The 17,779-nt window shown below is 71.1% G+C and carries 19 protein-coding genes; 14 read left to right on the forward strand and 5 right to left on the reverse strand.

Features of this window, described 5'->3' with window-relative positions:
- Positions 1-8 precede the first annotated feature (8 nt).
- The 4 genes from JNB50_RS09135 to JNB50_RS25740 all read left to right on the forward strand — a co-directional run bounded on the left by JNB50_RS09135 (position 9) and on the right by JNB50_RS25740 (position 3,478).
- Complete coding sequence (locus JNB50_RS09135; RefSeq protein ID WP_208039945.1) at positions 9-980, forward strand: alpha-ketoacid dehydrogenase subunit beta; 972 nt, start codon at positions 9-11, stop codon at positions 978-980.
- Positions 977-2,317, forward strand: a complete 1,341-nt coding sequence (locus JNB50_RS09140; RefSeq protein ID WP_208039814.1) for a dihydrolipoamide acetyltransferase family protein — start codon at positions 977-979, stop codon at positions 2,315-2,317. Before JNB50_RS09135 ends, JNB50_RS09140 begins: the two co-directional genes overlap by 4 nt.
- Positions 2,314-2,466 carry a hypothetical protein gene (locus JNB50_RS09145; RefSeq protein WP_208039815.1) on the forward strand — a complete coding sequence of 51 codons (153 nt, stop codon included), beginning with the start codon at positions 2,314-2,316 and terminating at the stop codon, positions 2,464-2,466. Before JNB50_RS09140 ends, JNB50_RS09145 begins: the two co-directional genes overlap by 4 nt.
- Before the next feature lie 61 nt (positions 2,467-2,527).
- A complete protein-coding gene (locus tag JNB50_RS25740; RefSeq protein WP_208039816.1) occupies positions 2,528-3,478 on the forward strand; it encodes a DMT family transporter in 951 nt (316 codons plus the stop codon).
- Positions 3,479-3,482: 4 nt separating this feature from the next.
- On the opposite strand, the gene JNB50_RS09155 is transcribed toward JNB50_RS25740, so the two are convergent.
- Complete coding sequence (locus tag JNB50_RS09155) at positions 3,483-4,064, reverse strand: nitroreductase family protein (RefSeq protein WP_208039817.1); 582 nt, start codon at positions 4,062-4,064, stop codon at positions 3,483-3,485.
- Positions 4,061-4,495, reverse strand: coding sequence for a peptide-methionine (R)-S-oxide reductase MsrB (gene msrB, locus JNB50_RS09160; protein ID WP_208039818.1), 435 nt, complete (start codon positions 4,493-4,495; stop codon positions 4,061-4,063). The genes JNB50_RS09155 and msrB overlap by 4 nt, the downstream gene beginning before the upstream one ends.
- 171 nt (positions 4,496-4,666) lie before the next feature.
- On the opposite strand from msrB, the gene JNB50_RS09165 reads away from it, so the two are divergent.
- The 6 genes from JNB50_RS09165 (at position 4,667) to JNB50_RS09190 (ending at position 9,722) form a co-directional block, all read left to right on the forward strand.
- Positions 4,667-4,966, forward strand: a complete 300-nt coding sequence (locus tag JNB50_RS09165) for a DUF3263 domain-containing protein (protein WP_208039819.1) — start codon at positions 4,667-4,669, stop codon at positions 4,964-4,966.
- 23 nt (positions 4,967-4,989) lie between these two features.
- Positions 4,990-5,538 (forward strand): LytR C-terminal domain-containing protein, encoded by a 549-nt coding sequence (locus JNB50_RS09170; protein ID WP_208039820.1) that lies wholly within the window; start codon positions 4,990-4,992, stop codon positions 5,536-5,538.
- 180 nt (positions 5,539-5,718) lie between these two features.
- A complete protein-coding gene (locus tag JNB50_RS09175; protein WP_055914585.1) occupies positions 5,719-5,922 on the forward strand; it encodes a cold-shock protein in 204 nt (67 codons plus the stop codon).
- A gap of 194 nt (positions 5,923-6,116) precedes the next feature.
- The gene (gene groL, locus JNB50_RS09180) at positions 6,117-7,736 is read left to right on the forward strand and encodes a chaperonin GroEL (RefSeq protein ID WP_208039821.1); all 1,620 of its coding nucleotides are present in this window, start codon (positions 6,117-6,119) and stop codon (positions 7,734-7,736) included.
- Positions 7,737-7,825: 89 nt separating this feature from the next.
- The gene (locus tag JNB50_RS09185) at positions 7,826-8,962 is read left to right on the forward strand and encodes a hypothetical protein (protein WP_208039822.1); all 1,137 of its coding nucleotides are present in this window, start codon (positions 7,826-7,828) and stop codon (positions 8,960-8,962) included.
- Positions 8,963-8,972: 10 nt separating this feature from the next.
- Entirely contained in the window at positions 8,973-9,722 is a 750-nt protein-coding gene (locus JNB50_RS09190) for an SDR family NAD(P)-dependent oxidoreductase (protein ID WP_208039823.1), read from the forward strand.
- 35 nt (positions 9,723-9,757) lie between these two features.
- Here JNB50_RS09190 and JNB50_RS09195 read toward each other — a convergent pair whose 3' ends face one another.
- Both JNB50_RS09195 and JNB50_RS09200 read right to left on the reverse strand, forming a co-directional pair.
- A complete protein-coding gene (locus JNB50_RS09195) occupies positions 9,758-11,476 on the reverse strand; it encodes a HAMP domain-containing sensor histidine kinase (protein ID WP_208039824.1) in 1,719 nt (572 codons plus the stop codon).
- 50 nt (positions 11,477-11,526) lie between these two features.
- Entirely contained in the window at positions 11,527-12,219 is a 693-nt protein-coding gene (locus tag JNB50_RS09200) for a response regulator transcription factor (protein ID WP_179605211.1), read from the reverse strand.
- A 145-nt stretch (positions 12,220-12,364) separates the two neighbouring features.
- Here JNB50_RS09200 and JNB50_RS09205 point away from each other — a divergent pair, with 145 nt between their 5' ends.
- Genes JNB50_RS09205 through JNB50_RS09220 form a run of 4 tightly spaced genes read left to right on the forward strand, consistent with a single transcriptional unit; the run spans position 12,365 to position 16,121 of the window.
- Positions 12,365-13,585 (forward strand): NAD(P)/FAD-dependent oxidoreductase, encoded by a 1,221-nt coding sequence (locus tag JNB50_RS09205; RefSeq protein ID WP_208039825.1) that lies wholly within the window; start codon positions 12,365-12,367, stop codon positions 13,583-13,585.
- Positions 13,586-13,607: 22 nt separating this feature from the next.
- Entirely contained in the window at positions 13,608-14,504 is an 897-nt protein-coding gene (gene folP / locus JNB50_RS09210) for a dihydropteroate synthase (protein ID WP_208039946.1), read from the forward strand.
- Complete coding sequence (locus JNB50_RS09215; RefSeq protein WP_208039826.1) at positions 14,497-15,252, forward strand: pyrimidine reductase family protein; 756 nt, start codon at positions 14,497-14,499, stop codon at positions 15,250-15,252. The genes folP and JNB50_RS09215 overlap by 8 nt, the downstream gene beginning before the upstream one ends.
- Positions 15,249-16,121, forward strand: coding sequence for an aminoglycoside phosphotransferase family protein (locus tag JNB50_RS09220; protein WP_307794665.1), 873 nt, complete (start codon positions 15,249-15,251; stop codon positions 16,119-16,121). The genes JNB50_RS09215 and JNB50_RS09220 overlap by 4 nt, the downstream gene beginning before the upstream one ends.
- A gap of 14 nt (positions 16,122-16,135) precedes the next feature.
- Here JNB50_RS09220 and JNB50_RS09225 read toward each other — a convergent pair whose 3' ends face one another.
- Entirely contained in the window at positions 16,136-17,779 is a 1,644-nt protein-coding gene (locus tag JNB50_RS09225) for a DNA repair helicase XPB (RefSeq protein ID WP_208039827.1), read from the reverse strand.

Consider the following 17,779-nt stretch of genomic DNA (forward strand, 5'->3'; position numbering starts at 1 on the left):
TGACCACCATGACCATGGCGCAGGCCCTCAACCGCGCGCTCGCCGACTCCCTCGCGGACGATCCGGCCGTGCTCATCTTCGGCGAGGATGTCGGCACCCTCGGCGGTGTGTTCCGAATCACCGACGGCCTCGCGGCGCGGTTCGGCGAGCAGCGCTGCTTCGACACCCCGCTGGCCGAATCCGGAATCGTCGGCACGGCGGTCGGCATGGCGATGAACGGCCTCCGCCCGGTCGTGGAGATGCAGTTCGACGCGTTCGCGTACCCGGCGTTCGAGCAGATCGTCGACCACGTGGCCAAGATGGGCAACCGCACTCGCGGTGCCGTGCGGCTGCCGCTGGTCATCCGCATCCCGTACGCGGGCGGGATCGGCGGCGTCGAGCACCACTCCGACTCGTCCGAGGCCTACTACGTGCACACGCCAGGGCTCACGGTCGTCACGCCGTCCACCCCGCAGGACGCCTACGGCCTGCTGCGCGCGGCGATCGCGCACCCCGACCCTGTCGTCTTCCTCGAGCCGAAGAAGCTGTACTGGTCGACCGGCGAGGTCGATGTCGAAGCGCCGCTGCCGCGCATCGGCAGCGCCCGCATCGCCCGCGAGGGGACCGACGCGACGCTGATCGCGTACGGGCCGACCGTGCCGGTCGCGGTCGCCGCAGCGGAGGCCGCGGCCGAGGAGGGCCGCAGTCTCGCCGTTGTGGACGTGCGAACGCTCACGCCTTTCGATGACGAAACCGTCTGCGCCGCGGTGCGGGCGACCGGCCGCGCGGTCGTCGTCGCGGAGGCCCCCGGCTTCGCCAGCGTCGCCGCCGAGATCGCCGCCCGCGTCTCCGAGCGCTGTTTCCACTATCTGGAGGCGCCCGTGCGCCGGGTGACCGGCTTCGACACCCCGTTCGCGCCTCCGAAGCTGGAGCGCTTCTATCTGCCGGGTGTCGACCGGGTGCTCGACGCCGTCGACGACCTGCAGTGGGAGGACGCGTGAACGTCTTCGCGCTGCCCGACCTCGGCGAGGGCCTGACGGACGCCGAGCTCGTCCGCTGGCTGGTCGCGGTCGGCGACACCATCGCCGTCGACCAGCCGATCGCCGAAGTGGAGACCGCCAAGTCGGTCGTGGAGGTGCCGTCGCCGTTCGCGGGCGTCGTGGCGGCCTGCCACGGCCAGGAGGGCGAGACCATCCTGGTCGGTTCGCCGCTGCTCGAGGTGGAGGAGGCGGACGAATCGGAGGAGGCGGAGGAATCGGACGTGCGTGCTCCCGAGCCCGTCGCCGCCGGGTCCGGCCAGGTGCTCGTCGGCTACGGCACGACCGATCACGCCACGGCGCGTCGGCGCGGACGAGCCCCCCTGCGCAGCGGGGCTCCCGCCGGCGCTCCGAGCCGCGTCGTCCCCGTCGTCTCGCCGGTGGTGCGTGCGCTTGCCCACACGCACGGCATCGACCTGGCATCGCTGACACCGACTGGCGCCGGCGGCGTCGTGACCCGACGCGACGTGGAGGCCGCGCTCGCCGCGGCGAAGGCCACAGCCCCCACCGCGCCCCCGGTCCCGCCGGTCGCCCCGCCGCAACCCGTGCCGACCCCTGCAGCGCACGACCTCGACCCCCGCACCGGCCTCCGCGTCGCGGCGGTCACGCCGTTCTCCCGGCTCCGCCGCACCGTGGCCGAGACGATGACGCGCAGCCGCTCCGAGATCCCGGAGGCGACCGTGTGGGTCGACGTCGACGCCACCGAGCTGTGGGAGGCCAGGCGAGCGCTGGGCCGCGAGGGGAGGCCGCCGTCGATGCTCGCCTTCGTCGCGCGCTTCGCGCTGAGCGCCCTCGCCCGGCATCCCGAGCTGGCCGGTCGCGTGACTGCCGCGGGCGACGGCATCGAGACCTTCGACGGCGTCAACCTGGGCTTCGCCGCCGACACCCCGCGCGGTCTCCTCGTCCCCGTGATCCGGGGCGCCGGCGCGCTGAGCGTCCGCGAGCTCGACGCCGAACTCGGCAGGCTGGCCGCCGCCGCGCGGGAGGGTGCACTGCCTCCCGCCGACCTCACCGGTTCGACGTTCACCGTGAACAACTACGGCAGCCTCGGCGTCGACGGCAGCGCGGCGATCATCAACCATCCGGAGGTCGCCATCCTCGGCATCGGACGCGTCATCGAGCGGCCGTGGGTGGTCGACGGCGCCATCATCGCGCGGCGCGTGGTGCAGCTCAGCCTGGTGTTCGACCACCGGGTCACCGACGGCGGCGTCGCCGCGCGCTTCCTCCGCGAGATCGCGGACGCGATCGAGTCGCCGATCTCCTTCCTCGCCGGCGAGGCGCCGGGTACGGTGAGGTCATGAGCGACAAGCAGCCCGACGACGACCGAAGCGGAACTGACAAGAAGGACGACGACTACGATCTCGACTTCGAGAAGGAGCTCGCGCCCGAGGAGAACATCCCCTGGCTCCCGCACCCGGAGCCCAGCGACGGCGAGGCGCCTGCGCCCTGATCCTGGTCGGCGCAACCCGCACCCCCGGTGACCCGCGCCGCCGAGCCGTAGGCTAGGAGGAGTGACCTCCCGTTCGTTCCCCCTCTGGCTCGCGCTCGTCTTCGCCATGCTCTGCGGGGCGGGCATCGCCCTCCAGTCGCGGATCAACGGCGAGCTCGGCAGCCGCCTCGGCGACGGGGTCACCGCCGCCGTCATCTCGTTTGGCTCCGGGCTGCTCATCCTGATCGTCGCGATGGCGATCGCGCCGGCCGGCCGCCGTGGGCTGGCGCGCGTGACGACGGCTCTCCGTAGCCGGGAGCTGCCCTGGTGGTACGCGGTCGGCGGAGCCGCGGGCGCCTTCCTCGTGCTCTCGCAGGGCGTCGCCGCCGCGGTGCTCGGGGTCGCGCTGTTCACGGTCTCGGTCGTCGCCGGTCAGACTGTCAGCGGGCTGGTGCTCGATCGCGTCGGACTGGGTCCCGGCGGCCGGCGCCCGATCACTCCGGCCCGACTGGCCGGGGCGATCATCGCACTCGCCGCCGTCACCTGGGCCGTGTCGTCGCAGTTCGGCGGGGGAGTGCCGGTGTGGCTCATGCTGCTGCCGCTGATCGCTGGACTGGGACTGGGCTGGCAGCAGGCTGTCAACGGTCAGGTGCGCGTGGTCGCCGAGAGTGCGCTCACGGCGACCTTCATCAACTTCGCGGTCGGGACGACCGTGCTGCTGGTGCTGATGGCGGTCGACTGGAGCATCCGCGGCCTCCCGAACCCGCTGCCGGCGGAGCCGTGGCTCTACGCGGGTGGGGCGATCGGCTGCGTCTTCATCGCCACGGCCGCCCTGCTGGTGCGCGTGACCGGCGTTCTGCTGCTGGGCCTGGCGACCGTCGCCGGACAGCTGGTCACCGCTCTGCTCCTGGACGTCTTCGCGCCGACCTCGACGCAGCCGGTCGCCTTCTCGACGATCGGGGGCACGCTGCTGGCGCTCGTCGCTGTCGCTGTCGCGAGTGTGCGCTGGGGGCGCCGCGCCGCGCGCGGCTGACGGATCAGTCGAGGACGCTGAGGAACCGCTCGGGGTCGATCGTCTTGCGGTGCCCCTCCTTGCTGTCCTCCGGCACTCCGCCGACGTAGAGCCAGCCGAGCAGCCGCTCGTTCTTCGCCAGACCGTGCATCGCGTGCACGGCCTTCGAGCGCGTCTGGTGGCCGGTGCGCCAGATCACGCCCCACCCGGCGTCGTGGAGCAGCAGGCTCAGGATGTGCGCCACACCCGAGGCGACGGCATCCTGCTCCCAGCCCGGAACCTTCTCGCTCTTCGTGCGCACTGAGACGATCGCGAGCAGCAGGGAGGACCTGAGCGGCTTGGCGGCCAGCTTGTCGGCGGCTTCGCCCGTGACCTTGGCGTCCGCGACGAACGCCCGGCCGAGCCGCACCCGCGCGTCTCCGCGCAGCTCGATGACGCGCCAGGGGTGCAGGGCGGAGTGGTCGGCGACGCGCCCGGCCGCCGCGACGAGCGGCAGCAGCTCTTCGTGGCTGGGCGTCGCGGGGGTCACGCGCGAGTACGACCGCCGCGCGGCGACCCGGTCGGCCAGGTCGGTGGCGGCGCGTCCGCTCGCCGGAGCGTCCGTCATCCGGCGTCCGGTGCGAAGTTGAGGGAGATCGAGTTCATGCAGTAGCGGTCGCCGGTCGGCGTGCCGAAGCCGTCAGGGAACACATGCCCGAGGTGCGAGCCGCAGGTGGCGCAGCGCACCTCGGTGCGGACCATGCCCAGGCTGTCGTCCTCGAGCAGCTGCACGGCCTCCGGGCGGATCGACTCGTAGAAGCTCGGCCAGCCGCAGCCGCTGTCGAACTTGGTGCCCGACTTGAACAGCTCTGCGCCGCACGCCGCACAGGTGTAGAGGCCCGCCCGACCCTCGTCGAGCAGTTCGCCCGTCCACGGCCGCTCGGTCCCCGCCTCGCGCAGCACGGAGTACTGCTCGGGGCTGAGCTCCCGGCGCCACTCGTCGTCGGTCTTGCTGACCCCGTACGTCTGCTGTGCTGCGTCGTCCTGCGGTGCGCCCATCGTGCGTCCTTTCGTCGTGGCGTTCCCCAGCCTAAACGGCGCCGCCCGGCCCGTTGTTCCGTGTTTCGGCTCGCGACGTGCCGCGTCCAAACGGGGAACACACAGGACCGCGCCCCTAGGATGACTCGCGAGCGCGGGGACGGGCTGACTCGAAGACGGCGAGGGGAGGCGGTGCGTGTGGCGGAAGCCGCTGACCACCGGATCCCACCGCCCGACGCGGACGGCCTGACCGACCGTGAGGCCGCCATCCTCGCGTTCGAGCGTCAATGGTGGCGGCATGCCGGCGCCAAGGAACAGGCGATCCGCGAAGAGTTCGGTCTCTCCGCGGCGCGGTACTATCAGCTCCTCGGAGCCCTGATCGACCGCCCGGAGGCGCTCAGGCACGACCCCATGCTGGTCAAGCGACTGCTCCGGCTGCGCGAGACCAGGCTGGCAGCACGGCGATCCCGGACACTTCGGTCCGGCGACTGACACCGCGAGGAAACCACCCCTAGATGGCAGAGAAGTACCCGAGAGACCGGTTCGACGACATCCCCGACGGCCTCCAGCGCGTCGGCGCGCACCGGGCTCCGCGTCCGAAGGGCCGCGGCTGGATCGCCGTGGCCTGGGGCGCGCTCGCCGTGGTCGTCCTCGTCGGCGCCGGTATCTTCGGTCTCTCGCTGGTGAGCGGTTCCATCTCCTTCCACGGAACGCTGAACGGTGCGTCGGGAACGCCGACGCCGACGTCGACACCCACGCCGACGATCGTCCCGACGGTCGACCCGGCCCTGTCCGTGAACGTGCTGAACGGGACGACGACCGAGGGACTCGGCACCAAGGTGAAGGATGTCCTGACCAAAGCAGGGTGGAAGGTCGGAGCCGTCGCCAACGCCGACCAGCAGAACCTCACGAAGACGATCGTGTACTACTCCGACCCGAAGAACGAGGCTGCAGCGCTGGGGCTCGCCGGTTCGCTTCCCGGCGCGACCATCGAGGCTTCCCAGGCCTTCGCCGACACCGGAGCGGACCTGACGGTCGTCGTCGGGAGTGACTACACCGGCTGACCCCGCGTCATCCTGCAGCTGTAGGAGGCGTGATCCCTGTGTTTCACGCGTGTTTAAGTTTCGGCGTATTTGGTAACGGAATGGCCAAAAGACTGGCGTTACCTGGCATTACAAGCATTAGGATCGGGAGTCAACGCCAGGCGCTGGACCGGGCGAGCGACACAGCAATGGGAGTAATGCATGGCGAACGGGACCGTGAAGTGGTTCAACGCTGAAAAGGGCTACGGATTCATCACCGTCGAAGGTGGGGGACAGGACGTTTTCGTTCACTACTCCGCAATCGACATGAACGGCTACAAGGTCCTCGAAGAGGGCCAGCAGGTGCAGTTCGAGGTCGGCTCGGGCAACAAGGGCCCGCAGGCCGAGTCGGTGCGTCCGCTGTAGTACGCAGCGATCGGCAAGACCATATAGAGGAGAGCGTCGCCCTGAGGGGCGGCGCTCTTCTTTCGTTCCTCCCGTATTCGCACCCGTCGCCTTGCACTCCTGGGGCGCGAGTGCCAGAATCGCTTTAGCACTCCATCTGATCGAGTGCTAATAAACGGAATCTTTCGCAGACGTCCGGGAGGGACGAGAAACACATGGCAAAGATCATTGCTTTCGACGAGGACGCCCGTCGCGGCCTCGAGCGCGGCCTCAACATCCTGGCCGACACGGTCAAGGTGACGCTGGGCCCGCGCGGTCGCAACGTCGTCCTCGAGAAGAAGTGGGGCGCCCCCACCATCACGAACGACGGTGTCTCCATCGCGAAGGAGATCGAGCTCGACGACCCGTACGAGAAGATCGGCGCGGAGCTCGTCAAGGAGGTCGCGAAGAAGACCGACGACGTCGCGGGCGACGGCACCACCACCGCGACCGTTCTGGCTCAGGCGCTCGTCAAGGAGGGCCTCCGCAACGTGGCCGCCGGCGCCGACCCGATCACCCTGAAGCGCGGCATCGAGAAGGCCGTCGCCGCCGTCACTGCCGAGCTCGTCGACTCCGCCAAGGAGGTCGAGACCAAGGCCGAGATCGCTGCGACCGCGTCCATCTCCGCCGGCGACACCACCATCGGCGAGATCATCGCCGAGGCGATCGACAAGGTCGGCAAGGAGGGCGTCGTCACCGTCGAGGAGTCGAACACCTTCGGCACCGAGCTCGAGCTGACCGAGGGCATGCGCTTCGACAAGGGCTTCCTGTCGCAGTACTTCGTCACCGACCAGGACCGCCAGGAGGCGGTGTTCGAGGACCCGTACATCCTGATCGCCAACCAGAAGATCTCCTCGATCAAGGACCTGCTCCCGATCGTCGACAAGGTGATCCAGGCCAACAAGCAGCTCCTCATCATCGCCGAGGACGTCGACGGGGAGGCCCTGGCCACCCTGATCGTCAACAAGATCCGCGGCATCTTCAAGTCCGTCGCCGTCAAGGCCCCGGGCTTCGGCGACCGCCGCAAGGCCATGCTGCAGGACATCGCGATCCTCACCGGCGGCCAGGTCATCTCCGAGGAGGTCGGCCTCAAGCTCGAGAACGTCACCCTCGACCTGCTCGGCCAGGCCCGCAAGGTCGTCATCACCAAGGACGAGACCACCATCGTCGAGGGCGCGGGCGACCCCGAGGCCATCGCCGGTCGCGTGGCCCAGATCCGTGGCGAGATCGAGAACACCGACTCGGACTACGACCGCGAGAAGCTCCAGGAGCGCCTCGCCAAGCTCGCGGGCGGCGTCGCCGTCATCAAGGCGGGCGCGGCCACCGAGGTCGAGCTCAAGGAGCGCAAGCACCGCATCGAGGACGCCGTCCGCAACGCGAAGGCCGCCGTCGAGGAGGGCATCGTCGCCGGTGGTGGCGTCGCCCTCATCCAGGCCGGCAAGACCGCGTTCGAGAAGCTGTCGCTCGAGGGCGACGAGGCGACCGGTGCGAACATCGTCAAGGTCGCCATCGAGGCGCCGCTGAAGCAGATCGCGGTCAACGCGGGCCTCGAGGCCGGCGTCGTGGTCGCCAAGGTGCGCGAGCTCCCCGTGGGTCACGGCCTCAACGCCGCCACCGGCGAGTACGTCGACATGCTGGCCTCCGGCATCAACGACCCGGTGAAGGTCACCCGCTCGGCGCTGCAGAACGCTGCGTCGATCGCCGGCCTGTTCCTCACCACCGAGGCCGTCGTCGCCGACAAGCCCGAGAAGAACCCGGCGCCGGTCGGCGACCCGGGCGCCGGCATGGACTTCTGAGTCCTTCCGACACGCAGTAGCAGAGGGCGTCTCCCGTTCGCGGGAGGCGCCCTCTGCGCTGTTATCGTCGTCACGATCGAGGGGGGAGCATGACGGCGAGACGGTGGTCGGGAGCGGCAGCGCTGACAGGTGCGCTGGCGGCCGCGCTGCTCTGCATGTCGGGATGTCAGCTGCTGGGGCTGCCCGGCGCAGGGCCGACGACTCCGCGAGCCACCGCGGAACCCGGGGTGGACGTCGCACCGCCCCTCGATTGCGCGGCTTTCACGGCCACACCCGCAGTGGAGGCTCTGCTCGGCGGCAGCGCGCCGTTGGCCTCGACTCCGGCGGATGCGCTTGCGACGCCGGCGGCGCGCGGGCCCTTCGGCGCCCAGGCCGCTGGCGGCGGCTGGTGCCGCTGGGGCGACGACCCGGCCGCGTCGGCGGCCGCTCCCGCGAACGCCACCCCGGCGCCGGTGCACCTGCTGTCCGTGCAGGTGCTGCCGCGCGCGACCGCGAGCTGGCAGCGGCTGGCCCAGCAGTATCCCGAGACGGCCGCGAACGGCGCCCACTACGACGGCGGCGAGTCGCGCGGCGGGGACTGCGGGCACGCGGCATCCGGCGCGGGGAGCTCCTGCCACACGAACGTCCTGGTCGGCGGCTCCTGGCTGGCGGTGGACGCCGTCAGCACGACCTCCACCATCGACGAGACGGCGTTCCACGCCCTCGTCCAGTCGTTCGTCCCGACCGTCGCCACCATCGACGCCCGCTCGGCGATGGCGACGCCCGCGCCCGCGAAGACGCTCTCCTGCGGCGACCCCGCCTGGCTGAAGGCCGTCGCCGGAGTCTACGGCCCGCCGTCGGTCGCCACCCTGGACACGGCGCAGTCGTTCGGCGTGCAGAGCGCGCTCCTCGACGTCCCCGGCGCGGCGGTCTGCGCGTATCGTGCGAGCGGCGACGCGGGGTCCTCGCTGATCGGCACGGTCTCGGTGGTCCGCGATGCCGCGACGGCGTACGCGACCTACCGCGGCCTGGTCGTGGATCGGGACGCGGACGCCAGCGGCAGCACGCTGCAGGTCGGCGGCACCGAGGTCGCCGCGCTCGTCCGGCACACGGATGCCGTCGGGTCGACTCCGGCTGAGACGGTGGTCGACGCGCTGGTCGGGGACGCCTGGATCCAGTTCGCTGCGGTGTCGGGCTCCGCCGACGAGGCGTCCTCGGTCGTGGAATGGGTGGCCGGGCGACTCTAGGCTGATGGGCATGGAGAGCCAGCGCCCCGTCGCGATCGTCACAGGTGGTTCGCGGGGGATCGGCGCGGCCATCGTCCGGCGGCTGGCCCGCGCGGGATACGACCTGGTCGTCACCTTCCGGTCGGACGCGGCCGCCGCGGAACGGGTGGCGGCGTCCGTCGCGGACACGGGCGCGCGGGTGGAGCCGGTTCGGGCCGATCTCGCGACCGACCGCGGCATCCAGGCGCCTTTCGACATCGCCGCTGAACGGTTCGGGCGGCTGGACGCGCTCGTCAACAACGCCGGCGTCAGCACGCGTTACGCGCCCCTGGCCGACACCCCCGCCGACGAGGTCCGGCAGACCATCGAGGTGGACTTCGTCGCCGCTGTCCTCGGAGCGCGGCTTGCGGTCCAGGAGTTCCTGCGCACCGGCACCGCGGGCGTGATCGTCAACATCACGTCAGGGGCGGCGACGCTCGGCAGCCCGGGGGAGTACACGCACTACGCCGCCGCGAAGGCCGGACTGGACGCCTTCACGATGGGGCTCGGCAAAGAGGTCGGGCCGCAGGGCATCCGGGTCGTCGGCGTCGCGCCTGGCCTGGTCGACACCGACCTGCACTCGACGACCGGCGACGAGGGCCGAGTCGAGCGGATGGCGCCCGGGATCCCGCTGCGGCGGGCCGCGGACCCGGACGAGATCGCAGCGGCCGTGGAATGGCTGCTCGGCCCGGACGCGAGCTACGTCACCGCGACGACCCTGCGGGTCGCGGGAGGCCGCTGAGGCCGGGGCTGCGCGTTACGCGTCGGTGTCACACGTCACGCGTCGGCGCGAGCAGCCTCCGTCACCCGAGCGGGATCCGCCAGGGGCAGTGACACCCGGAAGGTCGCGCCGCCGCCGTCGGTCTCCGAGACCTCCACGGTGCCGTGGTGGGCCGCGACGATCGACGACACGATCGCGAGGCCCAGGCCGCTGCCGCCGGTCTCGCGGGCTCGGGAGGTGTCGGCGCGCCAGAAGCGCTGGAAGATCTTGTCGCGGATCTGCGGCGGGATGCCCTCGCCGTGGTCGCGGACCTCCAGGTACGCGCGGCCGGTGCGGTGGTCGACCTGCACCGCGATCTCGATCGGGCTGTCCTCCGGGGTGTACCGCAGCGCGTTGCCCATCAGGTTGGTGACGACCTGGCGGAGCTTGTTCTCCTCCGCCATGACGATCGCGGGCTCGGCCGGGGGCGCGGCGAGCGCGACCCGCTCGGTCGTCGCCACCGGGATCGGGCCGGTGGAACCACGGCGACCGCGGCTGCCGCGGCGGAGCCGTGCCAGGGCCGACCCGGCGAACGCGATCGGACCGGTGGCGTTGGACGTCCGGGCCTCGTCGGGGATCGTGTACGGCACGGTGTCGACGCCGGGCTCCTCGGGTTCCGCGGCCACCGCCGGCGCCGGTGCGGGCATCGGCGCCGGCGTGAGCACAGTGACCACGCGGCCGGGGGAGCCGGCCATCGCGTCCATCGCGGCGTCGCGTGCGATCCGCACCAGATCGACCGGGTGCAGGTCGAGCGGCTTGGTCTCATCGAGGCGCGCCAGCTCGAGCAGGTCCTCGACCAGGAGGCCCATGCGGATGGCCTCCTTCTCGATGCGGTCCATCGCCTGCGCGACGTCTTCGGGAGTCTGCAGCGCGCCCATCCGGTACAGCTCGGCGTAGCCGCGCACCGACACCAGCGGTGTTCGCAGCTCATGGGAGGCGTCGCCGACGAACCGGCGCATCTGGTCGATGGTGCGGGCGCGGTCGTTGAACGCGCGGTCGATGCGGTTCAGCATCGTGTTGAGCGAGCGGTTGAGCCGGCCGACCTCGGTGTTCGGCGTCGCGCCGCCGAGGCGCTGGCTGAAGTCGCCGTCCGCGATCGCTGCCGCCGTCTGCTCCACTTCGCGCAGCGGTGCGAACGTCGTCGTCACCAGCATCCGGGTGAGACCGGCTCCGACGATGATCACGATGACGCCGAACAGGAGGAAGATCGCGAGGAACGCCGCCATCACGGTGTCGATCTGGCTGGTCGTCGTGGCGACGATCACGGTCGCGAGCTCGCCGGTGCCGGCGAACGTCTGCGTCGTGACCAGGGCGCGGTACGACGTCCGGCCGTCGTTGCTGGACAGCGAGTACCCGCCGGACGGCATGGCCTTCGCTTCCGTCAGGGTGAGCGACTGCGGCACGGCCGGTCGGTGGGAGACGGGGATGTTCGTCCAGTTCGTCTTCACGAGCTTGCCGTTGGAGTCGTACAGCGCTGCGAAGTAGTCGGACGGGCTCGCGTCGGTCGCGATCTTGTCCTTGTCCGACGGGGACGGGTACAGGTAGGCGTTGACGTAGTTGGCACCCGACGCCGCCGAGAGCTGTGCGTCCAGCTGCTCGAGCAGCACGGGCTTCAGCATCGCCATGGTGCCGATGCCGGTCACGAGCAGCCCGAGCGTCAGCATGAGCACGGTCACCCCGGTGATCTTCGTGCGCAGGGAGATCGCGTTCCAGCGGTCGAGCAGGCGTGAGTGCATCAGGCCGTCAGTCTATGCAGGGGTAGCTGTGCCGCGGATGTGCGCGGCGGTCACGCCTTCGCGGCCTTGAGCATGTAGCCGAACCCGCGCTTGGTCTGGATGAGCGGCTCGCTGGAGTGCGCATCCACCTTGCGGCGCAGGTACGAGATGTAGGACTCCACGATGCCGGCGTCGCCGTTGAAGTCGTACTCCCACACGTGGTCGAGGATCTGCGCCTTGGACAGCACCCGGTTGGGGTTGAGCATCAGGTAGCGCAGCAGCTTGAACTCGGTCGGGCTGAGCTCGATGGGGGTGTCGCCCACGTAGACCTCGTGGGTGTCCTGGTCCATCGTGAGCTCGCCGGCACGGATCACGGCGTCTTCGTCGGCCTGCATCGTGCGACGCAGGATGGCTTTGATGCGGGCGACGATCTCGTCGAGGCTGAACGGCTTGGTGACGTAGTCGTCGCCGCCGACCGTCAGGCCGGTGATCTTGTCCTCGGTGTCGTCCTTGGCGGTGAGGAACAGGATCGGCGCGGTGTAGCCCGCGCCGCGGAGTCGCTTGGTGACGCCGAACCCGTTCATGTCCGGGAGCATGACGTCGAGGATGATGAGGTCTGGCTCCTCTTCGAGGACCGCGGAGATCGCCTGTGCGCCGTTGCCGACCGCGCGCACGGCGAAGCCGGCGAAGCGGAGGCTGGTGGTGAGGAGATCGCGGATGTTCGGCTCGTCGTCGACGATGAGAATGCGGGGTCCTGCGTTCATGCGAATCAGTATCTGCGCGTCTGCTGAATTCTGCCTGTGAGCCGACGGTGCGCGATGCGTGTGCCGACGGTGCGCAGCGAGTGCGAGGGGCTGGCGCGGGCAGTGTGAACAGTGGATGCTGAAGGAACCAGCGATCGGAGCACCCATGTCCCATCCCACCGTGGTCATCGCCGGAGCCGGCCTCGCCGGCGCCACGACCGCTGTCGAGCTGCGCGAGCGAGGGTTCGCCGGCCGCATCCTGCTGCTGGGGGCCGAGCCCCACCACCCGTACATCCGGCCGCCGCTCTCCAAGGAGTTCCTGAAGGGCGAGGCGCCCTTCGAGGACGCCGCGGTGAAGCCGGACGGCTGGTACGCCGACAACCAGGTGGAGTTCCTGCCCGAAGAGGAGGCCGGCTCCTTCGACCCCGCCGCGCACGAGCTGTTCGTCTCCGGCGGCGCCAGGATCACTTACGACAGCCTGGTGCTGGCCACCGGCGCGTCGCCGCGACCGCTCGGTGTTCCGGGCAGCGGTCACGGCGCCGTCTTCTCCCTGAGAACAATCGAGGATTCGCAGTGGCTGCGCTCAGCCCTGGAGGTAGGAGGCCGCCGGGTGGTGATCGTCGGCACCGGCTGGATCGGCATGGAGGTCGCCGCGGCGGCACGCGGCTACGGCAACGAGGTCACCGTGGTCGGCAGGGGCGCCGTACCGCTCGCCTCCGCGATCGGACCGGAGCTGGGGCGCGTGTTCGAGACGCTGCACCGCGACAACGGGGTCGACCTCCGCAACGGTGCGCACGTGGTCGCCGTCGAAGGCGGAGACGAGCAGGCCGTCGTGCTGGCATCGGGAGAGCGCATCCCGGCCGATGTGGTCGTCGCGGGCGTCGGCGCGTCGCCGAACACGATCGTCGCCGAGCGCTCGGGTCTCGCTCTCGACGACGGCGTGCCCACCGACCAGGGGATGCGCACGAGCGTCGAGGACGTCTACGCGGTCGGCGACGTCGCGAACCCGCTGCTCCGCGCGATCGGCCGCAGGCTGCGCAACGAGCACTGGGCCAACGCCATCGCCGGCGGCACGGTCGCCGCGCGCGCGATCCTCGGTGAGGACGCGAGCTACGACGACATCCCGTACTTCTACTCCGACCAATACGATCTGGGCATGGAGTATTCGGGCTACGCGCCGCTGGCGACCGGAGCGGACGTCGTGTTCCGCGGTGATGTGGAGGCGCGCGAATTCATCGCGTTCTGGCTGCGCGACGACCGGGTGGTCGCCGGAATGAACGTCAACGTGTGGGACGTGCAGGAGCAGATCCAGCGCCTGGTCCGCGGTGGGAAGCCGGTGGACAGGCAGCGGCTCGCCGACGAGAGCGTCGACCTTGCCGCCCTCTGAGCTCCACGAGACCGACATCGCGATGTACCTCCCCCCGCTCCGCATCCCCGTGCGCACGATCGGTGCGCGCACCTTCGACTTCTCGCGGCAGGTCGCCGTGATGGCGGTGGTGAACCGCACGCCGGACTCCTTCTTCGACCAGGGACGCACCTTCGCGCTCGACGCCGCCGTGGCCGCGTGCTTCGACGCGGTCGAGGCCGGAGCCGACTGGGTGGACATCGGCGGTGCGCCCTTCGCTCCCGGCGCTCCGATCCCTGCGCGCGAGGAGGCCGACCGCGTCGTGCCCGTCGTCGCGCAGCTGCGCGCCGGCTCCGACGTGGTCATCTCGGTGGACACCTTCCACGCGGCCGTCGCCCGGGAGGCGATCGCGGCCGGAGCGACCGTCATCAACGACACCACCGGACTCAGCGACCCCGAGCTGGCGCGCGTGGTCGCCGACAGCGACGCGACCCTCGTGCTCACGCACAGTCTCGCGACCCCGCGCACGTTCTACCCGCGACCCGCGTACGACGACATCGCCGGCGAGATCGCCGCCTTCCTGCTCGAACGGGTGGAGCGTGCGAACGCCGCCGGGGTCCCGGAGGAGCGGATCATCCTCGACCCGGGCCACGACCTGAACAAGAACACCCTCCAATCGCTGGAGCTGACCCGCCGCCTCTCCGAGATCGCCGACCTCGGCTATCCCACTCTCGCCGCCGTCTCCAACAAGGACTTCATCGGGGAGACGCTCGATGCGCCTCGCAGCGAGCGCAGGGACGGCTCGATCGCCGCAGCCGTCGTCGCGATCGTCAACGGTGCCCGCATCATCCGCATGCACGACGTGGCGGGTTCGGTCGCCGCTGCGCGGATGACGGAGGCCATCCTCGGGCTCCGCGAGCCGGCGTATCTCAAGCACAACATGGGCGACGCGAATGACTGAGGCCGCGATCGACGCGGTCTTCCCGCTCCCGGCCGAGGAGGGCATCGGCGACGCCAGGATCGCCGAGCTGTACTCCGCGGGGGCCGAGTCGACCTGGGTGCGCGTGAACTTCGTCTCCAGCATCGACGGCGCCGCCACCCGCCAAGGGCTCTCCGGCGGCCTCTCGAACGACGCGGACCACCGGGTCTTCGACATCCTGCGCCGCCTGTGCGACGTCGTGCTCGTCGGCGCGGGAACAGTGCGCGCGGAGGGCTACGGGGCCATGCGTGTCGACGAGGTCTCCCAGCGCGCCAGGCGGTCGGCCGGAATGACCGCGCACCCCGTCTTCGCGATCGTCTCGGCCGGCCTCGACCTCGACGTCTCGAGCCCGATCTTCCGGGAGGCGCCGGAGCGCCCGATCGTGGTCACGACCGGGCTGTCCCGTGCGGACGCCAGGGAGGCACTCGCGGAGGTGGCCGACGTGGTCGTCTGCGGCGAGGAGCGCGTGGAGCCGCGCCGGCTGGTGGAGACCCTGGTCGCGCGCGGGCTGACCCGCATCCACTGCGAGGGCGGCCCGCACCTGTTCGGCGACTTCATCGCGGCGGACGCGGCCGACGAGCTCTGCCTGACGATCGGCCCGACCCTGGAGGGCGGCGTCGCGTCGCGCATCTCCGCGGGCGCGGCGCCGATCCTCCCGGTCGGCATGCGGCTCGCCCACGTGCTCCGGTCCGGCGACACCCTTCTGCTGCGGTACCTGAGGCGTGGGTGAACGAGCGCCCCGTCATCGACGTCGCGCTCGTCCGCCGGCTGGTCGACACGCAGTTCCCCGAGTACCGCGGGCTGCCCGTGCGGCCCGTCGAGCTGGACGGCTGGGACAACCGGACCTTCCGGCTCGGGGACGACCTGAGCGTCCGCCTCCCGAGCGCACGCGGCTACCTCGGGCAGGTGGCGAAGGAGCACGAGTGGCTTCCGCGCCTCGCGCCACTGCTTCCGCTGCCGATCCCCGCGCCGGTCGCCCAGGGCGAGCCGGACGCCGGGTATCCGTTCCCCTGGTCGGTCTACCGGTGGCTGCCCGGCACGCCGCTGGCGCTGGCGGGGGAGGTGGACGGGGTGGCGCTCGCGACTGACCTGGGCCACTTCCTCACCGCGCTGCGGCAGGTGGACGCCACCGGCGGGCCGCCGCCCGGCAGCCACAGCTTCTTCCGCGGCGATCCGCCCGGCGTCTACCGCGACGAGGCGATCGCTGCGATGGCCGCGGGCGCTCCGAATATCGATCCGCGTGCCGCCAGGCGGATCTGGGACGCCGCGGAGGGCTCGCGCTGGGACGCTCCCGCGGTGTGGTTCCACGGGGATGCGGCCCCCGGCAACCTCCTCGTGCGCGACGGGTGTCTCTCGGCCGTGATCGACTTCGGGACCTCGGGCGTCGGGGATCCCGCGTGCGACCTGGTGCCGGCGTGGACGATGTTCGACGACAGCGCCCGGCGGGCGTTCCGCGACGCCGTCGCGCTCGACGACGCGACCTGGGCGCGTGCTCGCGGCTGGGCGCTGTGGAAGGCGCTCATCACCGTGCGGGACAGGCCCGACGACGCCCTCGCGCGCCGCACGCTCGCGCGCCTCGCCGCCGACCCCGGTCTCTGACGTCGGCGGGCGGGTTACGCCGCGGCCAGCGCGTGCGCGTCGAGGATCGTGTACGAGTAGCCCTGCTCGGCGAGGAACCGTTGCCGGTTCTGCGCGAAGTCCTGGTCGACGGTGTCGCGGGAGACCAGCGTGTAGAAGTTCGCCGACAGCCCCGACTGCTTGGGCCGCAGCAGCCGGCCCAGGCGCTGGGCCTCCTCCTGGCGCGAGCCGTACGATCCTGAGACCTGGATCGCGACCGTCGCCTCGGGGAGGTCGACCGAGAAGTTGGCGACCTTGCTCACCACCAGCACCGGTGTGGTCCCGTCGCGGAACTCCTGGTAGAGCCGCTCGCGTTCGTCCACGGGGGTCGCGCCGGTGAGCTGTGGCGCGCCGAGGGCCTCGGCGAGCTCGTCGATCTGGTCGAGATACTGGCCGATCACCAGGATGCGCTCGCCCGCGTGCCGGTCGACGAGCTGCTGCACGACCTCCAGCTTGGCCGGTGCGGTCGCGGCCAGCCGGTACCGTTCGTCGTCCGCCGCCGCCGCGTAGCTGAGCCGGTCGGAGGCGGGGAGGTCGATGCGCACCTCGAAGCACGCCGCGGGGGAGATGAAGCCCTGCGACTCGATCTCCTTCCACGGCGCATCGAAGCGCTTCGGGCCGATCAGGCTGAACACGTCGCCCTCGCGGCCGTCCTCGCGCACGAGGGTGGCCGTCAGGCCGAGGCGGCGGCGCGCCTGCAGCTCCGCCGTGAGCTTGAACACCGGCGCGGGCAGCAGATGCACCTCGTCGTAGACCACCAGGCCCCAGTCCAGCGCGTCGAGCAGCGCGAGGTGGGCGTACTCGCCCTTCCGTTTCGCCGTGAGGATCTGGTAGGTCGCGATCGTGACCGGCTTGACCTCCTTGACCTGTCCCGAGTACTCGCCGATCTCGTCCGCGGTGAGCGACGTGCGCTTGAGCAGCTCGTCGCGCCACTGCCGGGCCGACACCGTGTTGGTCACGAGGATGAGCGTCGTTGTCTTGGCCGTCGCCATCGCACCGGCGCCGACCAGGGTCTTGCCTGCGCCGCACGGCAGCACGACGACGCCCGAACCGCCGTCGAAGAAGTTGGAGACCGCCTTGCGCTGGTAGTCGCGCAGCGCCCAGCCGCTCTCGTCGAGGTCGATCGGGTGCGGGGTGCCTGGGGTGTAGCCGGCGAGATCCTCCGCGGGCCAGCCGAGCTTCACGAGCTCCTGCTTGAGCTGTCCGCGCGCCCAGGCCTCCACCGTGAAGGTCGTCTCGTCGCGGCGCTCGACCAGCAGCGGTGCGATCCGCTTCGCGGTCGCGACCTCCAGCAGCACAGCCCGGTCGGCGGAGCGCAGCAGCAGCGTTCCCTCGTCGTCGCGTTCGATCACCAGCCGGCCGTAGCGGGCCACCGTCTCGGAGACATCGACCGTGACCGTCTGCGGGATCGGGAACTTCGAGTACTTCTCGAGCGTGCCGAGCATGTCCTCTGCGGTGTGGCCCGCCGCGCGCGCGTTCCACAGTCCCAGCCGCGTGATGCGGTAGGTGTGGATGTGCTCGGGCGCGCGCTCCAGCTCCGCGAAGACGGCGAGGTCGTGACGGGCGTCCTCGGCCGCGGGATGCGCGACCTCGAGCAGGACGGTGCGGTCGCTCTGGACGATCAGGGGGCCATCGGACAT

It is taken from the genome of Leifsonia sp. TF02-11, from assembly GCF_017565305.1.
In the GTDB taxonomy this organism is placed as follows: Bacteria; Actinomycetota; Actinomycetes; order Actinomycetales; family Microbacteriaceae; genus Leifsonia.